Source organism: Arthrobacter sp. 10T419 (assembly GCF_056394105.1).
The window spans coordinates 68,344-84,501 of record NZ_JBFTHF010000012.1 but is presented as its reverse complement, the minus strand read 5'-3'; the positions used below and the strand labels follow the sequence as shown (position 1 = coordinate 84,501).

19 protein-coding genes and 1 pseudogene are annotated in these 16,158 nt (G+C 62.2%); 16 read left to right on the top strand and 4 right to left on the bottom strand.

Annotated features, from left to right (window positions below; translation table 11 throughout):
* From AC1DBD_RS17230 to AC1DBD_RS17195, 8 genes and pseudogenes are all read left to right on the top strand, one after another.
* Positions 1-133: pseudogene (locus AC1DBD_RS17230) on the top strand (pentapeptide repeat-containing protein); the annotation flags it as partial.
* Between the two features lie 124 nt (positions 134-257).
* Positions 258-566 (top strand): hypothetical protein, encoded by a 309-nt coding sequence (locus AC1DBD_RS17225; RefSeq protein WP_476982631.1) that lies wholly within the window; start codon positions 258-260, stop codon positions 564-566.
* 335 nt (positions 567-901) lie between these two features.
* Entirely contained in the window at positions 902-1,204 is a 303-nt protein-coding gene (locus AC1DBD_RS17220) for a DUF4193 domain-containing protein (RefSeq protein WP_476982630.1), read from the top strand.
* 111 nt (positions 1,205-1,315) lie between these two features.
* Positions 1,316-1,477, top strand: coding sequence for a hypothetical protein (locus AC1DBD_RS17215; protein WP_476982629.1), 162 nt, complete (start codon positions 1,316-1,318; stop codon positions 1,475-1,477).
* Between the two features lie 143 nt (positions 1,478-1,620).
* The gene (locus AC1DBD_RS17210) at positions 1,621-2,499 is read left to right on the top strand and encodes an ABC transporter ATP-binding protein (RefSeq protein WP_476982628.1); all 879 of its coding nucleotides are present in this window, start codon (positions 1,621-1,623) and stop codon (positions 2,497-2,499) included.
* Between the two features lie 5 nt (positions 2,500-2,504).
* Entirely contained in the window at positions 2,505-3,806 is a 1,302-nt protein-coding gene (locus tag AC1DBD_RS17205; RefSeq protein ID WP_476982627.1) for an ABC transporter permease, read from the top strand.
* Positions 3,807-3,834: 28 nt separating this feature from the next.
* A complete protein-coding gene (locus AC1DBD_RS17200) occupies positions 3,835-4,044 on the top strand; it encodes a hypothetical protein (RefSeq protein WP_476982626.1) in 210 nt (69 codons plus the stop codon).
* Positions 4,045-4,494: 450 nt separating this feature from the next.
* Positions 4,495-4,938 carry a hypothetical protein gene (locus AC1DBD_RS17195; RefSeq protein WP_476982625.1) on the top strand — a complete coding sequence of 148 codons (444 nt, stop codon included), beginning with the start codon at positions 4,495-4,497 and terminating at the stop codon, positions 4,936-4,938.
* A gap of 99 nt (positions 4,939-5,037) precedes the next feature.
* Here AC1DBD_RS17195 and AC1DBD_RS17190 read toward each other — a convergent pair whose 3' ends face one another.
* The gene (locus tag AC1DBD_RS17190; RefSeq protein ID WP_476982624.1) at positions 5,038-5,265 is read right to left on the bottom strand and encodes a hypothetical protein; all 228 of its coding nucleotides are present in this window, start codon (positions 5,263-5,265) and stop codon (positions 5,038-5,040) included.
* Between the two features lie 705 nt (positions 5,266-5,970).
* Complete coding sequence (locus AC1DBD_RS17185; RefSeq protein ID WP_476982623.1) at positions 5,971-6,444, bottom strand: GNAT family N-acetyltransferase; 474 nt, start codon at positions 6,442-6,444, stop codon at positions 5,971-5,973.
* Positions 6,445-6,647: 203 nt separating this feature from the next.
* Between AC1DBD_RS17185 and AC1DBD_RS17180 the strand changes: the two genes are divergently transcribed.
* The 3 genes from AC1DBD_RS17180 to AC1DBD_RS17170 all read left to right on the top strand — a co-directional run bounded on the left by AC1DBD_RS17180 (position 6,648) and on the right by AC1DBD_RS17170 (position 8,708).
* The gene (locus AC1DBD_RS17180) at positions 6,648-7,073 is read left to right on the top strand and encodes a hypothetical protein (protein WP_476982622.1); all 426 of its coding nucleotides are present in this window, start codon (positions 6,648-6,650) and stop codon (positions 7,071-7,073) included.
* Positions 7,074-7,412: 339 nt separating this feature from the next.
* On the top strand, positions 7,413-7,613 hold the full coding sequence (locus tag AC1DBD_RS17175; protein WP_476982621.1) for a hypothetical protein: 201 nt from the start codon (positions 7,413-7,415) through the stop codon (positions 7,611-7,613).
* Positions 7,614-8,126: 513 nt separating this feature from the next.
* Positions 8,127-8,708, top strand: coding sequence for a recombinase family protein (locus AC1DBD_RS17170; RefSeq protein ID WP_476982620.1), 582 nt, complete (start codon positions 8,127-8,129; stop codon positions 8,706-8,708).
* A gap of 44 nt (positions 8,709-8,752) precedes the next feature.
* Here the strand turns inward: AC1DBD_RS17170 and AC1DBD_RS17165 are convergent, their stop codons facing one another.
* Together AC1DBD_RS17165 and AC1DBD_RS17160 are read right to left on the bottom strand one after the other, a co-directional pair.
* A complete protein-coding gene (locus AC1DBD_RS17165; RefSeq protein ID WP_476982619.1) occupies positions 8,753-8,929 on the bottom strand; it encodes a hypothetical protein in 177 nt (58 codons plus the stop codon).
* Between the two features lie 321 nt (positions 8,930-9,250).
* Positions 9,251-9,577: a histone-like nucleoid-structuring protein Lsr2 gene (locus AC1DBD_RS17160; RefSeq protein WP_476982618.1), complete on the bottom strand. Its 327-nt coding sequence runs from the start codon at positions 9,575-9,577 to the stop codon at positions 9,251-9,253.
* 372 nt (positions 9,578-9,949) lie between these two features.
* Here AC1DBD_RS17160 and AC1DBD_RS17155 point away from each other — a divergent pair, with 372 nt between their 5' ends.
* The 5 genes from AC1DBD_RS17155 to AC1DBD_RS17135 all read left to right on the top strand — a co-directional run bounded on the left by AC1DBD_RS17155 (position 9,950) and on the right by AC1DBD_RS17135 (position 15,938).
* Complete coding sequence (locus AC1DBD_RS17155; RefSeq protein ID WP_476982617.1) at positions 9,950-11,053, top strand: site-specific integrase; 1,104 nt, start codon at positions 9,950-9,952, stop codon at positions 11,051-11,053.
* Positions 11,050-12,552: a tyrosine-type recombinase/integrase gene (locus tag AC1DBD_RS17150; protein WP_476982616.1), complete on the top strand. Its 1,503-nt coding sequence runs from the start codon at positions 11,050-11,052 to the stop codon at positions 12,550-12,552. Before AC1DBD_RS17155 ends, AC1DBD_RS17150 begins: the two co-directional genes overlap by 4 nt.
* Positions 12,539-12,922: a DUF6262 family protein gene (locus AC1DBD_RS17145; RefSeq protein WP_476982615.1), complete on the top strand. Its 384-nt coding sequence runs from the start codon at positions 12,539-12,541 to the stop codon at positions 12,920-12,922. Before AC1DBD_RS17150 ends, AC1DBD_RS17145 begins: the two co-directional genes overlap by 14 nt.
* A gap of 857 nt (positions 12,923-13,779) precedes the next feature.
* Positions 13,780-14,082, top strand: a complete 303-nt coding sequence (locus AC1DBD_RS17140) for a hypothetical protein (RefSeq protein ID WP_476982614.1) — start codon at positions 13,780-13,782, stop codon at positions 14,080-14,082.
* Between the two features lie 248 nt (positions 14,083-14,330).
* Positions 14,331-15,938 (top strand): hypothetical protein, encoded by a 1,608-nt coding sequence (locus AC1DBD_RS17135; RefSeq protein WP_476982613.1) that lies wholly within the window; start codon positions 14,331-14,333, stop codon positions 15,936-15,938.
* Positions 15,939-16,158: the final 220 nt, after the last annotated feature.

Here is a 16,158-nt window from a genome sequence, read left to right as displayed (position 1 = left end):
GCTCCGTCGGGCCTCGCTCCGTCGGGCCTCGCTCCGTCGGGCCTCGCTCCGTCGGGCCTCGCTCCGTCGGGCCTCGCTCCGTCGGGCCTCGCTCCGTCGGGCCTCGCTCCGTCGGGCCTCGCTCCGTCGGGCCTYGCTCCGTCGGAGCCTTGCGGAGGTGGGTCTTCGCCGGCTTTGGCGAGTGCTTGTGAAATGCCCGGCCCGACGGAGCGAGTCGATGCACGAAACTCGTGGTGCCTCATGGCTAGGGTGGATGCATGCCGACGATCGATATGGAACAGACACGAAACCAGGCCCGCGCCCTCCTCGACACCCGCATCGAGTCCGTCACCGCCCTGGTCAGGACCCGGCAGCGGATCACCGACCTGCGCGAGCAACTCACCGAGGCCGAACGCGAAGACAAGCGCGCCTACGTCCGCGCCACCAAGGACGGCTGGAGCCCCGAAGAGCTGAAGAAACTCGGGCTCGAGTCCGGCGCCGCAGCCCGCCGCCGCAAACCGGCAACCTCCTCATCTGCAACCGAGGGTTCCCGGTCTTCCACCAATGGGGCGTCCGCGGCTGAGTAGGTTTCCCCTCGCCCACCTGGGCACGGCAAAAGCAATTTCCTTCGGGCTTTTCCCGCACCCACGTGGACGACGGGACCCATCTGGCCGGCTGCACACCACCGCCAGGTCACCACGGATAGGCACGTCGCCACCGGGACCGGCGATCGTGCACAGCCTCCCACCGCCGTGGCACAGAATAAGACCCGGCCCAGGACCGCAAAACCGGCACCCCTTTACCCGGGCGTAACACCCTCTTGGTTCCATCCTCGCCCGTCCGCGCCGGCACGTCGCGTGCGCGCGATGTCGGGTAATGTCCAACCCCGAACACACCACTAAAGGAAGCGAGTACCAGCCCCATGGCAGCCGACTACGACGAAGTGAAACCCGACGTCGCCGAATCCCGCAACGCCTCCATCGAAGCCCTCAAAGAGGCCAACTCCCCCGACGCCCGCAGCGTCGTCCTCGAACTCGACGAAACAGACACCGTCGACGGCGTCGAACTCCCCGGCGCCGACCTCTCCAACGAAGAACTCATCATCCAGGTCATCCCCCAGGCCCAGGACGAGTTCACCTGCTACTCCTGCTTCCTCGTCCGCCACAACTCCCAAATCGCACGAACAAAAGACGGACACCACTACTGCATCGACTGCGAAGCCTGACCCGCAGAACCAAGGACATCGCCGGGTCGGACGTGACTATAGAACGCCCTCCCGCGGTGCTAGTCTCGGACCCTTGCGCCGCGACCTGCGGCACACGAGATCAGGGGAATCATGTTTGGAATTCTGGGCATTCTGTACTTCGTAGTGATGGCAGCGATCGCCGTCATGGTGATCTACGCGCTGGTACTCGTCATCATCTTTCTTCGCCTCCGCATTCAGGAGCTCAAGACAACCCAGCCTCCGGAACCGGGCAACCAGCAAAACCGCCCCTGACTCCCCCGTCAGCCCGGCTGCCCGTCGCCCACGCTMCCCCTGCATGTCCTTGAGAACGGCGGAACCCACCTGCAGCTAGGCTGGTGCTCATGACGCTGGGGGGCGCGGCCGCGGAGCCGCTTGTACACATCAAAGACTTCCGAATGGACTTCGGAGACAAAACGGTCATCAAGGACCTGTCCTTCGATGTCCGGGCAGGGGAAACCTTCGGGTTCCTCGGCAGCAACGGGTCCGGAAAAACGACCACGCTGCGTGCGCTGCTGGGGATCTACCAGCCCACCGCCGGGACCCTGCACATCGGCGGGAAACCCTTCGCCCCGCGCGACGGCGCCCGGCTCGGCTACCTGCCCGAAGAACGCGGCCTCTACAAAAAGGAAAACGTCCTCGACGTCATGGTCTACTTCGGCAGGCTCAAAGGCCTCGACAAAACCCGCGCCAAAGCCTGGTCCCGGGAGTACCTGGAACGCGTCGACCTCGCCGACAAAGCAACCACCCGGCTGGACAAGCTCTCCGGCGGACAACAACAAAAAGTCCAGCTCGGCGTCACCATCATGAACGACCCCGAGCTGCTCATCCTGGACGAACCCACCAAGGGCTTCGACCCGGTCAACCGGCGCCTGCTCATGGACATCATCGAAGAACAAAAACTCGCCGGCGCAACCGTCATCATGGTCACCCACCAGATGGAAGAAGTCGAACGCCTCTGCGACCGCGTCATCCTGCTCAAGGACGGCACCGCCCGCGCCTACGGCACCGTCGCCGACGTCCAGGAACAATTCGGCGGAACCCTCTACCGGATCAAATACACCGGGCACCTGCCCGCCTCCGCCCTGTATGACATCGTCACTGATGCCGGCGGAGAAGCTGAGCTCTCACCCCTCCCGGGCGGGGACGAAACAACCGTCCTGCGTCAACTCGTTGAGCACGGCGTCGCCGTGCGGTCCTTCACCACCGCGAGGACCTCCCTGGACGAGGTCTTCATCAAGGTCTACGGCGAACAGCACGAACTGGCAGAGGCATAACCCCCATGACACAGCACACCACCACCCAGCACCCCTCCCCCGCCACCCCGCCGCCGTCGCCCAAGCGCCCCTTCGCCCGGCACAACCTGCGCACCGTGGTGGAGTTCGAGTTCACCCGCACCATGAAGAAACGCGGCTTCTGGATCGCGACCCTTGCCATCCCCGTCGTCATGGCCATCGTCTTCGCCCTGGTCTACCTCAGCAACTCCTCCACCGCGGCCAGTTCCGACGCCCAAAAAACAGCCTCCATGTCCTTCACCTACACCGACGACTCCGGACTCATCGCCCCGGGCGTTGCCACGGCGATGGGCGGTAAGAAGGTAACTGACCCAGGGCAGGCGCTGCAGGAGGTGAAAAAGGGCCTCACCGACGCGTACTTCGCCTACCCGGCCGAACCCGCGACCCAGCCGGTCAAGGTCTACGGGGCGGACAAGGGGATCTTTGAGAACGGTAAGTACGACGCCGTCGCCAAACAGCTCCTCACCGCCTCAGCCCAGATCAAAGTCGGCTCCCCGCAGCTGATGGCCGCGGCAGGAGGCGACGTCAAAACCGAAGCCACGACCTTCAAAGACGGCAAGGAATCCGGCGGTTTCGGCGCAGCCGTCCCGCCCCTGATGTTCCTGCTGATCTTCTACATCTCGATCATTCTGCTCTCCAACCAGATGCTCAACAGCACCCTGGAAGAGAAAGAAAACCGGGTCACCGAGATGATCCTCACCACCCTGAACCCGACCACCCTGATCGTCGGCAAAGTCATCGCCCTGTTTATGGTCGGCCTGGTCCAGATCCTGGTCTTCCTCACACCGATCCTCGTCGGATACCTCTTCTTCCGCGACAAACTGGCCCTCCCCGACCTGGACCTGTCAACGATCACCTTTGAACCCGGCACCATGATCGTCGGGGGGCTGCTGCTCCTGGGCGGGTTTACCGTCTTCACCGGTGTCCTGGTCGCGATCGGCGCGGTCATGCCCACCGCCAAGGACGCCGGCACGATCTTCGGGCCCCTCATGGCCCTGATCTTCGTCCCGTTCTACGCAATCAGCCTCATCATCTCCGACCCGCGGGCACCCATCGTGCAGATCTTTACGTACTTCCCGCTCTCAGCACCCGTGACCGCCCTGCTCCGCAACGGTTTCGGCACCCTCACCGCCGTAGAGGCGGGCATCGTCATCGCCGAACTCTTCATCGTCGGCTTCCTCATCCTCCGCCTCGCCGTTCACCTCTTCCGGTACGGTTCCATCCAGTACTCCGGCAAGCTCTCCATCGCCGGGACGTTCCGCAAACGCACCCCCCTCACCGGAAAATGACACCGCCCCGTCCAACAGAGGACTCCCAGTGAAAATCGAAACAGCTACAGCGGACGAGCTGTACCGGATGCTGCTGGCCGTACAGGACCGGCTCGGTGAGCTGGTCAGAGAAGATCGGCTGACCCTGGCCCGGGACGCCGAACAGGTGCACGGCACGGCGCGCAACGCCGCCGACCTAGTGGCCCGCCACCTGGACGACGCCAGACAAGTGCTGGCCGTACTGGAAACCAGAGACTGAAGCCGCCCCGAACGCCGGCGGCCCTACCGTGACCCCCACGGCGCCAGGCTCAAGGTGACCTGTGCAGCCGGACCAGACGGGCAACATGAAACACAATCAGACCGATACCGCCGGCTACGAGGGTGGCATCAACCCACTGAAACGGTCCGTTCAAGAGACGGTACAACGAAGGGACCATCACCAAAACGGCCGCACCGACGCCCATCAGGGCCCCTGCCTTGAAGGACCGGCGTTCATCGTCCGTTTTCGGCGTGGTCGCACGCTGCCTCATCCCTCTGCCCCCTCAGACTGTGGTGGCTTTGAGCGTACCCTGCCGCTGAGAACTTCCACCCTGCCACCTCCCCGACCACCGCGGAGAAAATCAACTCCGCAGGGTTCATCCTTTGGCGCAGGGTGTCACTCGACCCGCCTGAAGTTGCCGGCAGAACGTAGGCCCCGGAGACTGCCCGGATGAGCGGGGGAGAAAACGCGCGCGCGGAACTGCGGACCGGAATGCCCCCGCGCTACCAGGCGGTGCTTTCAGGAGTGGGTTTCGCAGCTGCCATCGTACTGTCGGTGACGGGCCAGCCCTGGCTGGGGCTGACGATGGCATTGGTCTTCGTGCCGGCACTGCGGATGAACGCCCGCATCCGCTTCGAAGAGGCCGGCCTTTCCGTGCGGGTAGCGGCCCTGTTTTCCACCACGATCGCCTACAAGGAGATATCGGCCGTCTCCACCGGCCCGTCCACCGGACTTCGTGAGGGGATGGGCCTGCGCATACTCCCCGGCGGAGGAACCGGTTATCTGGTGGGCGGTCCGACCATCCGGATACAGTGCGCCGGCACCTGGCTGCTTATCACGTGCGCTGACCCGGAAGATGCGGTCGCGCGTATCCGCGCGCACCTCCAGGGCTGAGGGCGGACACGGACGCACTACCGTAGCTCCCAAATTGTCCGGTAAGGGATCCACTATCGGGTGCCAGGGCGTCTGCAGAACCAAGGGCTGCGGGCAGAGTCAGCTGCGACCGGCACGCAGGCGTCGGAGGCGCCGATACGCGCGGGCACGCGTCGAAAACCTCCGAAACTGACCGCGGAAATACCAAGTAAGTGCGAGCCCGAGGATGACGAGCGGAAGCAGCTCCGGGGCGAGGGCGAACGTGCCGAAGATGATGTCGAACGCCTCGAATCCAACCAGCGAGCCGGCCGCGAACCAGACCCACCCGCCGAACAGAGTGGCTCGCATAGCCACACGGCGGCAGAGCCGAGGGACCAGCCTGCACACCAGTCCAAGGCGACGGAGAGCCGGTGATCGGTACCGCGGGGGCTTGGAGCGATGTGAGGGCAAGAGGTTATTGCGGGACATGGCGATGAGCTCCTTGTAGCGACAGTCAGAGAGGTGTTCTGAGGGTCGCCCGAGAGGAGTAATGCACGCAGCACGGAGGCACGTTCCGACCGGGTACGGCTAGAGTGCGGAAACAGTCGGAGTCGGATCCTAGAGGGCTGCCTGGAGGCTCCCGGGGCGACGGGGACGTCCGCCCGGAGCGCGAGGACCTGACCCACCGACTGGTGCGGATAGGACCGAAGACAGGAAATCTGGACCGTTTAAGTCACTCAGACCCAGGGCGACAGAGGGGACACCTGGAGCCGGAACGGTGCAGAGCAGCGATTGGAAGGTACGCGCCATGAGGATTGCCAGGGCAACGACCATAGCCATGAGAACGAGAGCCGGCACCGGAGGCACACCGGCATAGACCGTCGTGCGGATCGCAACGTCGGCCCGGACAAATCTCTCCAACAAGCCCCACCCGAGCAATAGCACTATTTCCCCCAATCGCCCTCACGCTAACATCGACCAACCGACCGATCAACGATGGACGCCGTGGAGAGGCCGGGTCGGACGACCCTCTAGCTACGGCTAGTCTTGGGGCAGTCCCGAGCGTGGTGACCATCAAGCTAGGGCCTTTTCAAGTATGTCGTCCGTTTCAGTGGCCCATTGCTTGCGTCCGTCTTGATCGACGTATTGATACGTCGATGTCTTCGTCCGCCCTGCCGGCGTAAATCCCAGTCGTTGGTAAAGCCTGCGGGCCGCAGCGTTTTCGACTCCGACTCCGAGGTAGAGCTTGTCGAACCCATCCAGCAGTGCCCGCTGTTCAACCCAGGCACACATAGCCGTTCCCGTACCCAAGCCCCGCAAGGCTTGTTGAACGAAGAGATGTTTCAATTCCGGTGAAAAGTCCGAGCGGAAATCCAAAACCACTGAGCCGAGCAGCTGCTGATCCTGCCATGCCGCGGCGAACACAATTTTTCCTTTGGCCTGCTCACCGAGAAAATAGCGAGCCATCCCTGAACCGGGCGGTTCGCCCGCCTCCAACGCGGCCAGGTCCTGTTCCGTGCAACGTCGAACTAATGGATGCGGCCGCATACCTGTTCCCCTCTTCGTGCAAGGTCGTAACGACTTCAGCGCCACCCTACCGACCCTCCCGCGTGAAGAAATAGTCCCTAACCGGAGCGCTCCGCTGTGACTTGCGTTCGCTGCCCCAGCGGGTAGGCTCGCCGGATGTCACGATACTGGGCTGTGAACTGTCGCCGGAGAATGAGGCGATGCGTCACACTGAGGGGAAACCAATGAGTCGCCAAACACCCGGCACGAAGCTTGCCGCCGGGGCATTTTTTCTGGTTTGGGCGACGGTCTTTCTGACGTGGACGGCGGTGGATGCCCTGCGTTTGGTTACCGGCATCATCTTCATACCGATCGGTCTGGCTCTGATCCTCAAGGGTCTTTTCGGGCGCCGGGCCGCTAGTCGCGAGCGAGCCGGCGGTGAATTGTTTGGGTGGCAGGTGACCCGTGTCTTGTTCTCACTGGGCATCATGTCGACTCTGACCGGCCTCTTCCGGGTCCTGCTGGATCAGTCGCACGTCTTATCCTGGGTTCTGTGCACCGTGGGCCCTGGACTGGTGGCGCTTTCCACTCGCGGAGCGTGGGACAGTGAATCCAGCGGCCGTAATCGCTCAGTTCTGGGCTTCAGGGCACGCCCGAGGACTCCCCGATGAGTTTCGATCAAAGGTTGCTCCACCTCCACACCGAACGGAACGGTACAGACACAACTAACAACGGAGCGGCATGCCAAAAGCGCTGAAGTTGACATTCAGCCTATCGATGGCGGGCCTAGCAGCTGCGATCTTCATGAGCGGCCACATCGGGTTCTTCCCGGGGATGATGGGTCCATTCCTGGTGCTGTTCTTCTTCCTTCTTGCAGCAGGAAGCGTTATCGGACTAGCAATCATCAGCGCCCGACGGGATTATCTTTGCGCCGATCGGCCTGCCACTGATCATCAACCACTTCATCGGCCGCCCACCGGTCTCACGAGACCACTGCATGAAAGAAGCCGATGAACTCCAGGACCCGCACGCTCCGTAGCCTGGTGGTCTACGCGGCCGGGTTTCTGCCGTTTGCTCTGTTCCGGCATTCCATCGGCTTCGTGCCGTCTATAGCGGTCGGCCTCGTAGCGACCTTGGTTTGCACGCTGATGTTTCGCTGGCGCGACACGAAGATCCGCACGCTCCACCAATCCGCCGAGCGGGGGACTTGATGGCTGCAGGACGGTGGGCATTTCTCCTACTTGCCATAGTGCTGTTGATCGTCTCGGTATCTCTCGCCCTGCGAGGATCTCCCGGTCTGTGGTTCACAGCAGTCGCCATGGGAATCGCGATTTTCACTACCGTTCGCTCAGGACTCAAGGAACGTCAACAGCGCGAAGGCACCTCAGCGCCGGAAAGCTAGGCGTGCCGGCTGTGGCCAGGTATGGAGCGGGAGCTGCGGGACTTTCACCGCGGCAGACCTTGGGCCATTCGCACTTCGAAGGGCCGGATAACACGGGCCACCGCCAATGACTCATCGCACGCGGTTATGCACGCCAGCGTCCCGTAACCCTAGCGATACGAGACGTCTCACAGGACCTCGCCAGAGCCACGGCAATGGCTGCCAACATTCCGCAGGATCTCGGGAAAATTCTCGACCGCGGCGATTCTCATAACTACGTCTCGAAACCCTCTGGTTGAATCGGTGTACTAAACGTTAGTTATGAGACATATTAAGGGCAGGCATGGCGAAACTGATCGGCTACGCACGCGTTTCGACGCGGCAGCAGTCCACGGACCGGCAGGAAGCAGACCTCCTGGCTGCCGGCGTCCGCCGCGACGACCTCTATATCGACCACGGTGTCTCCGGCGCCCGATCTTCGCGGCCGCAGTTCGACAGGGCTCTGGAGGCGCTGGTCGAGGGTGACACCCTCGTCATCACCACCTTGGACCGACTCGGGCGCTCCACGCAGAACATGCTCGCCTTCGCTGATGCTCTCCGGACCCGCGGCGCCGGCCTCCGGGTCCTGAACCTGGGCGGGGGCGACGTCGATACCTCCACACCCATGGGCTCGATGCTGTTCACCGTCATGGCCGCTCTCGCCCAAATGGAACATGAGATCAAACGCGAACGCGTCATCGACTCCATCAGCAAACGACGGCAAGCCGGGCTGGACCTCGGCGGCCGGCCCCGGAGGATCACCGACAGCCAGATCCGAAGCGCCTTGAGCCTGGTCGAGGGCGGCGCCCCAGCCGCCCAGGTTGCCCGCGACCTCGGGATGTCCCGCGCGACGTTCTATCGACGCTCCCAGTCCCTTTCGACCTAACGCGCCAGCGTTCCGAAACCTTTACGGTCGGGTCATCAGATCGTTCAACCCCGGCCGCGCTCTTTCGCGGCCCGGCGGCCACCGAGAATCATCGACCCGATGATCAGGATCATGGCGACAGCAGTCGGCCACACCTCGGTTCGGCCGTACATCATGGCGCCGACGGCGCTGAGAAGGAGAAAGGCTGCCAGCCCAATAAGGGCTCCCCTGAGGAAGCTCACCGTCCCACCTGCTTGCGTGGACGGGTCAAGACGAATGCCGCTGCGGCCGCAACGACGACCCCAATCGGGAACGCCTGCAACGCTCCGAACGATGACCACAGGAGCGCCCAAGGCAGAAATCCGGACATGAAGACGATCACAGATCGGGCAGCTTTGTTTTGGGTCCCCATGATTGAACGGTACCAGCGGGGCCGGCCACTAAGCGGGCGTCAAAGGACGTGCGAACGGTGCGCCCCGTACTGAGCGCACCGCGCGAATGCCAACGAACCGCTCTCGTCTCGGGGAATTCGAGGCTTAGTCCAAGGCCTCCGCCTTCCGCCGTTAGTGGGCGTCGTCGTATGCCTTCATGATGTCCCGGCTGATGCGGCCACGGGCGCTGGGGTTGTACCCGTTTGCCTCGGCCCACTCACGGATCCGCTGCGTCTGTTCCCGGTTGGATGCGCTGGCGGCGGTTTTCTGGCCGGCCGAGGAGCCGCGAACGCGGCGGCCGTGGGCGATGTAGGATCCAAGCGCTTTCCGCAGCCCGGCCGCGTTTTCTTCGGCCAGGTCGATTTCGTACTCGACACCGTCGAGGGCGAAACGCACTGATTCTTGGGCGTCTTCCCCTGAGATGTCGTCGATCAGCTGAACATGAACTTTGCGGGCCAATGAGATTCCTTTGCTCGGATTAGCGGTGCTGCTCCCCCATGCCAACGCCAGTCTTTAAGACACCACACTATTTCAAACTCGCGGTTCACCCTCGTTCCTCCCGGCGATCGCCTCAGAACCCATCCCTCTTGGGGTTCTGACCAGGAATCTCCTGGAACGTTCCGCAGTCGGGTTCTCCGGCTTCATATCGGTGCCTGAAGGGTTACCCGGACGCACGTGGGGACGCTTGCCTGGACCAAACACAAAGGGTCGATATCTTTAGCCGTCTGCCAGCTGTCCGTCATGTAGTTCACTGGGGTTTGGGGCTCTGGTTGCTTCGTTGTGGATGGGTTAGCGTCTTGTCCGTCCACGAGGCAGCTGACGGGAGCGGCGATGCGGGTATCGAAGGTGTTGGATCCGGCAAGCAATGCGGTGTCGTACACAGTGGTCGGCGTGGCCGGTGTTGTGGAACCGGCGGAGCGGTATCTGCGGTATCTGGCCGAGACCGAGCGGTCACCGAACACGATCAAGGCCCACGCCCACGATTTGAAGGACTGGTTCGTTTTCCTGGACGAATACGGGCTCGACTGGCAGTCGGTGAAGCTGGAAGACGTGGGGGCGTTCATCCGGTGGCTGCGGCGTCCGCCGGACATGCGTGGCCAGGTCTTTTCGGTGCTCCCCACGATCGGGCACCATTGCGGCGAGGCAACGGTGAACCGCAAGCTTTCAACCGTGTCGATCTTCTATCAGCATGCCGCCCGCCAGGGCCTTGACCTGGGCGAACTGATCACGTGCTGGGACCCCGGCGCCCGGCAGGGAGGGTGGAAACCCTTCCTGCACCACATCAGCAAGGGCACCGCGAAACAGCGCCGGGTGGTGAAGCTTCCCGTGACGGCAAGGATTCCCCGCCTGCTGGCCCCCGACGAGGTCCAAAGCATTCTGGATTCGTGCGGGCACCTCAGGGACCGACTGCTGTTCGCGCTGCTCCATGACGCGGGTATCCGGATCGGTGAGGCCCTGGGGCTCCGGCATGAGGACATCGCCGTGGCCGAACGGGAAATCACTGTCCGCCGACGCGACAACACCAATGGTGCGCGCGCAAAGTCGCCTCATTCGCGCTCGGTCCCGGTCACCGTCGAACTGATCCGGCTGTATGCCGACTACCTCGACGTCGAATACGGTGACCTGGATTCCGACTACGTCTTCGTCAACTTGTGGGGCAGGCCCTACGGGCAGGCAATGACATATGCCGCCGTCCACGACCTGGTGCGGCGGCTACGGCGGCAGACGGGCATCGGGTTTGACCCGCACTGGTTCCGGCACACCTATGCCACTCGGATGCTCCGGGAGAACGTCCCGATCGAGGTGGTCTCTAAGCTGCTGGGCCATGCGAGCCTGACGACGACGGTCAACACCTACGCCCATATCTCCAGCGATGATGCCCGCCGCGCACTGGCCGATGCGGGCTGGTTCGCCTCCAGAACGGTGACGATATGACCACCCTGCATCCCGTGCCCTCACGAAACGACCCACTGCCGGTCCGGACGGGACCCTCCCTGGGCGCCGCAGCGCCGTGGGAGACCGAGTTCCCCAAGGACATCTGGCATGCCAGGGCCCTCGGTATCGCGGCCCGCAGCCAAGTCACGGTCCACTTCGAAAACATCACCCGGCCCTGGTTGAAGCAGCTGGCCAAACGATGGGCCCGCTGGCGGCTGACGACCGGATTAACGGTCGAATCCGCGGTGCTGGGAACCAAAGCCGTGGAGAGCTTCAACGCCTTTCTGGATTCAACGAGGATCCCAGTCACCGGCACCGCCGACATTGATCGCGAGTTGATCGAGAGGTTCCTGGCCTACCTGCACACCCATGCCGCCGGGACGACGACGCACCGGATGCGGATCGGCCAGTTCAACACGTTTCTCCTCACCATGCGCCGTCACGGATGGGTGACCGATCTGCCCAGCACGGCCCAGATCTACACCGAGGACTATCCCAAAGAGACGGTCCGGCAACCCCGGGCACTGAGCGAACACGTCATGGCCCAGCTGGAAAACCGGGAAAATCTCGCCAAAATGACCAACCCGCATCACCGGCTGATCACCGTGATTCTGATCCGGTGCGGGCTGCGGATCAGCGACACCGTGGCCCTGACCCAGGACTGCATCACCCGCGACAGGGACGGTGCCCCGTATCTGCGTTATCTGAACCACAAGATGAAACGCGAGGCGCTCGTCCCCATCGATGAAGAACTCGAACGGGCCATCGCGGAGCACATCCTCTACGTCAATGGCACGGGCAACTCCGGGACACGCCAGCTTTTCGCCCATGACCGGGTGGACGTTTACGGCGCCGGACACCTCAGCCCGGGCTCTTACAGCACCGCTCTTCGGCGATGGGTCGAGGACTGCAACGTCACCGACGAAAACGGCACCCCTGCCGTGGTCAGCCCACACCGATTTCGCCACACGCTGGGCACCAGACTGATCAACCTCGACGTCCCTCAGGAGGTCGTACGCCGGATCCTGGACCACGACTCCCACCAGATGACAGCCCACTACGCCAGACTCAGCGACACAACAATCCGGCGACACTGGGAAGCCGCACGGAAAGTCAACGCATCCGGCAGCGTCGTAGAACTTGATCCCGACGGCCCCCTCGCCGAGGCCGCCTGGTCCAAACAACGCCTCGGCAGGGCCACCCAGGCACTTCCCAACGGCTACTGCGGCCTCCCGGTCCAGAAAACCTGCCCGCACGCCAACGCCTGCCTGACCTGTCCCATGTTCATCACCACCGCCGACTTCCTCCCGCAACACCGCGAACACCGGACGCAGGTCGTGCAGATAATCTCCGCCGCCGAAGCCCGAGGCCAGCAGCGGCTGGCCGAAATGAACACACGGGTCCTCGGCAACCTGGACCGCATCATCCAAACACTCGACAACGGAACGCCAGAAGGCCGCAGCCACTTACTCGAGGAGGACAACCGTGCGGGCAGATAACAGCCGCCATATCCGGCAGGCCGCGGAACGCCGGCACGAACTCACCCGCTCCAAAGCCGTCGCCGCACTCCGCGATCTCCAAAGCCAGGGCGGCCCCGTCACCTTCGAAACAGTAGCCGCGGCAGCCGGCGTATCCCGGTCCTGGCTCTACTCCCAGATCGACCTGCGAACCGTCATCATCGGGCTGCGCGAGGACCGCCCACAACAACCCAGAGCGAGTCGAAGCAGCGCCAGTACGGAGTCCCTGCGCGCCCGCCTCAATGCATCGCTGGAGCGGAACCGCGAGCTCTCCGCAGAAATCGAGCACCTCAGACACCAGTTGGCGCTTGCACTGGGACACTCGCGGAGTCGGAACACCAGCGGACTCTAAGGGAACCCCTCAACGGGACAGTCGGCCTCCCGCGTCGCGCGCTGACTAGGATTTGGGTAGAACGGGACTGCCGTTCAATTTGGGGGAGATATGAAAATGGTTAGTCTTGCAATCGCCGCATGGGTCGTGACTGGCCTCATCGCGCTACTCGGAATCAGCGCCGGAGCGACCATATGGTTCTACATGGAACCTGTCGTCGACTCAGTGCCAGACCCGGCGAGCTACTATGTCGCCGCCGGCGCCGGATTCCTGGCACTGTTCCTTAGCCTGGCTGTCAGTGTCGGCATTACCGTCCACTCAGTTCGGTGCAAATCCAGCGGGCGGACCCCAGCAATCTGACGCATATCGGCGACACCGTTCAGACCGGCGGATCTTGACCATCACGTCATCCGAAGGCTGCAGCCATTCAGCAACGAGGGGGCACCGTGAGCATCTCGAGTGCATCACGATTCTTCCCAGCGCTGAAGGACCCCGGAGCGCCAACTATCCACGTCCTGGACACTGTCCAGGACGGACACGCCCCGCCATCACGGCTGTGATCCAGCAGGACTATAGATATCGGTCGTTTTTGAATGTGACCAGTGTTCGGACTTGCTGAAATGAGCTTCCGAGATGGGGCGAACCGCGTACTCCCCTACGGCAGTTGCTGTTAGCGCCCGCGGGATTCTGTTGATCTAAGCAACACCCAATCCAGGGAGTTCCTTCGATGTATCAGCCGTTCGATTCGCCCACCGGTGTTAGGTCTCTTGCTCTGATCAAGGATGGCAAGAGTTTCTGAGAATTAGTACTGGTGACCGGAGCCGGTAAGGTGCGCATTCTTCTTGCAGGAGGGTTGGTTCGGGCGTACCCTCTCGGCTATGTCCAGTCTTTCAGTCGTTCTGGCTGACGACGACCCCGCTTCCCGGGCTGCTTCGCTGTGGAGCATCGTTGGCCCCCTACTGGCGCTTTTGGGAGTATTCGTCGTCATCGTGATCGCCGGATTCGCAATAATGGGGGGTCTCTCATGGGTGCTCGATAAGGGAGGTGGGTGGATTTTTGTCGTCGGACTTATAGCCGGAATCGCCTCACTCGTCTTTGCCTTCATCTTCGCAAGCGAACCTCTCGGTATTTTTGGGATCATCGCAACAGCTGTGTGCCTGTTTGTTGTAGTCCCGCGGTAAGCTACCCGGAACCCTCTGTCTGGGGACGCCATCGACAACCTTTCCGGTTGCGACCTTCGATTCAGGCGCCATATAGCGCCGCCAAAACGCGGCCGTTTACCGATATAGGTCACATATGGAGGGTCCGCCGGCTGCCGCGTCGACACAGGCATAGAGGGTCGTTTTCGTTTTGATGGATATGCACTGAACAAATCGCCACGCCCGCAGTTTGCACCTTGGCGTCGCAAGCGAAAAGGTAGTCTCGTCCCATGCCTACCCCCTCCGTTATCAACGCAGCACTCAACAGGATCCCGAAACGCGCGGAATCCCGCGCAGAGGCCGAACTTCGGTCAACATTCGAAGACTCGGGCGTAGGGCAGGCTCTTGATACGGTCGACCACCAGATTATGTATGGTCGTCGCGGGACGGGAAAGACCCATGCTCTTCGCTATTTGACCTCGACGCGGGGAGACGAGGACAACATCGCCATCTACGTCGATCTGCGGACTATCGGGTCCGCCGAAGGCGTCTTTGATGGGCAGAACGTAAGCCCCGTGGAGCGCACTGCCCGGCTCCTCGTTGATCTGTTGAATCAGGTCCATGACGAAATACTCCGCGCTGCCCTCGATGACGACCGGCTCTCAGGCAACGCCAATTTCGTAAACGCTCTTGACTCCCTACTTGACTCCATCAGTGGAATCCGAATCAACGGCCCAGTCGAGCGGACGATCCAAGACAGCCAGCGCGCTCAACAAAAGGGGTCGATTGGCGTCAGTGCTACCGCCCAGGGCGCTATACCGAAACTTTCGGTGACGGCCGGCGCTAGTGATGAGGCTGAGCAGCAAACTGGAACCACTGACAAGTGGAACGGAGAGGAACGCGTCTCGCTTAACTTCTCCGACGTTGCAAGGGCTCTTCGCTCGTTGGCAGAAAGCATCTCGGCTCGCCGAATCTGGCTCCTTTTAGATGAATGGACGAGTGTCCCGCTGGAGACGCAGCCATACTTGGGAGCTTTCCTCGTTCGATGTGTGCTGCCACTTCAACCGTTTACCGTCAAGATCGCGGCGATCGAGCAGCAGTCCGCCTTCAGAAAACAACTTGAAAACGGCTCAATGATCGGCATCGAAGTTGGCGCTGACATGTCGGCGAACCTTAACCTGGACGATTTTATGGTTTTCGAGCAAGAGGAAGAGAAGGCGCGCTCGTTCTTCCGTAGTTTGTTCTTCAAGCACTTGACCGCCGGCGGCGACGAACGGGAAGACCTCGGCCTCGCACGTGAATCAGACCTGATTAAGGAAGCTTTCACCGATAGCCGCGCGTTTGACGAACTGGTCCGCGCGGCGGAGGGCGTCCCGAGGGACGCTATCAATATCGCTGCCAACGCGGCTTGGCGCGCCGGCGACAAGCCCATTTCCATACCCCACGTTCGTAAGGCTGCTCGGCAATGGTTCCAGAACGACAAAGAGCGGGCACTTGCTGAAGTACCCGAAGCCCAGGCGTTGCTGAACTGGATAATCGACAAGGTGATCCGTGGAAAGAGGGCCCGCGGATTCCTCGTCAATCAAAAGGACCGCAACGCTCGCCCGTTGGTCGTTTTGTTCGATGCACGAGTCTTGCACCTCGTAAAGCGCGGGTACTCCGCCCAGGACTCGCCTGGCGAGCGATTTGACGTATATGTGATCGACTACGGCGCCTACGTCGACTTGATCAGTACTCAGAACGCCCCGCAAGGCGTGCTCCCAATGGAGCTGGAGGACGGCTCAGACGGTTACGTGGACGTGCCCCTCCAGGACCTTCGAGCACTAAGGAGGGCGATTCTGAATCTCGATGAGTTCTTCAAAGCGACAGATGTTTCGCCGAGACTGGGTCCGGCCTAATCGCCCTGACTGGTTTCTCTTGGGCAAGGAAATTTGTGGTTCAGCTTAGCTGAATGAGTTGTGGTGCTGACGTGGCCTGGTACCTCGTTGGTCCTTGATCCCGCGGTTGGTGGCTAGCCGGTCGCGTGGTCGCGGTGAACGGCGGTCCGTCGCTGGTGAGTGGCTGCTGAGGTTCCCCCTGGGCGGCGGACCGCCCGGCGTACGGCAGGTTCCGGTCCCC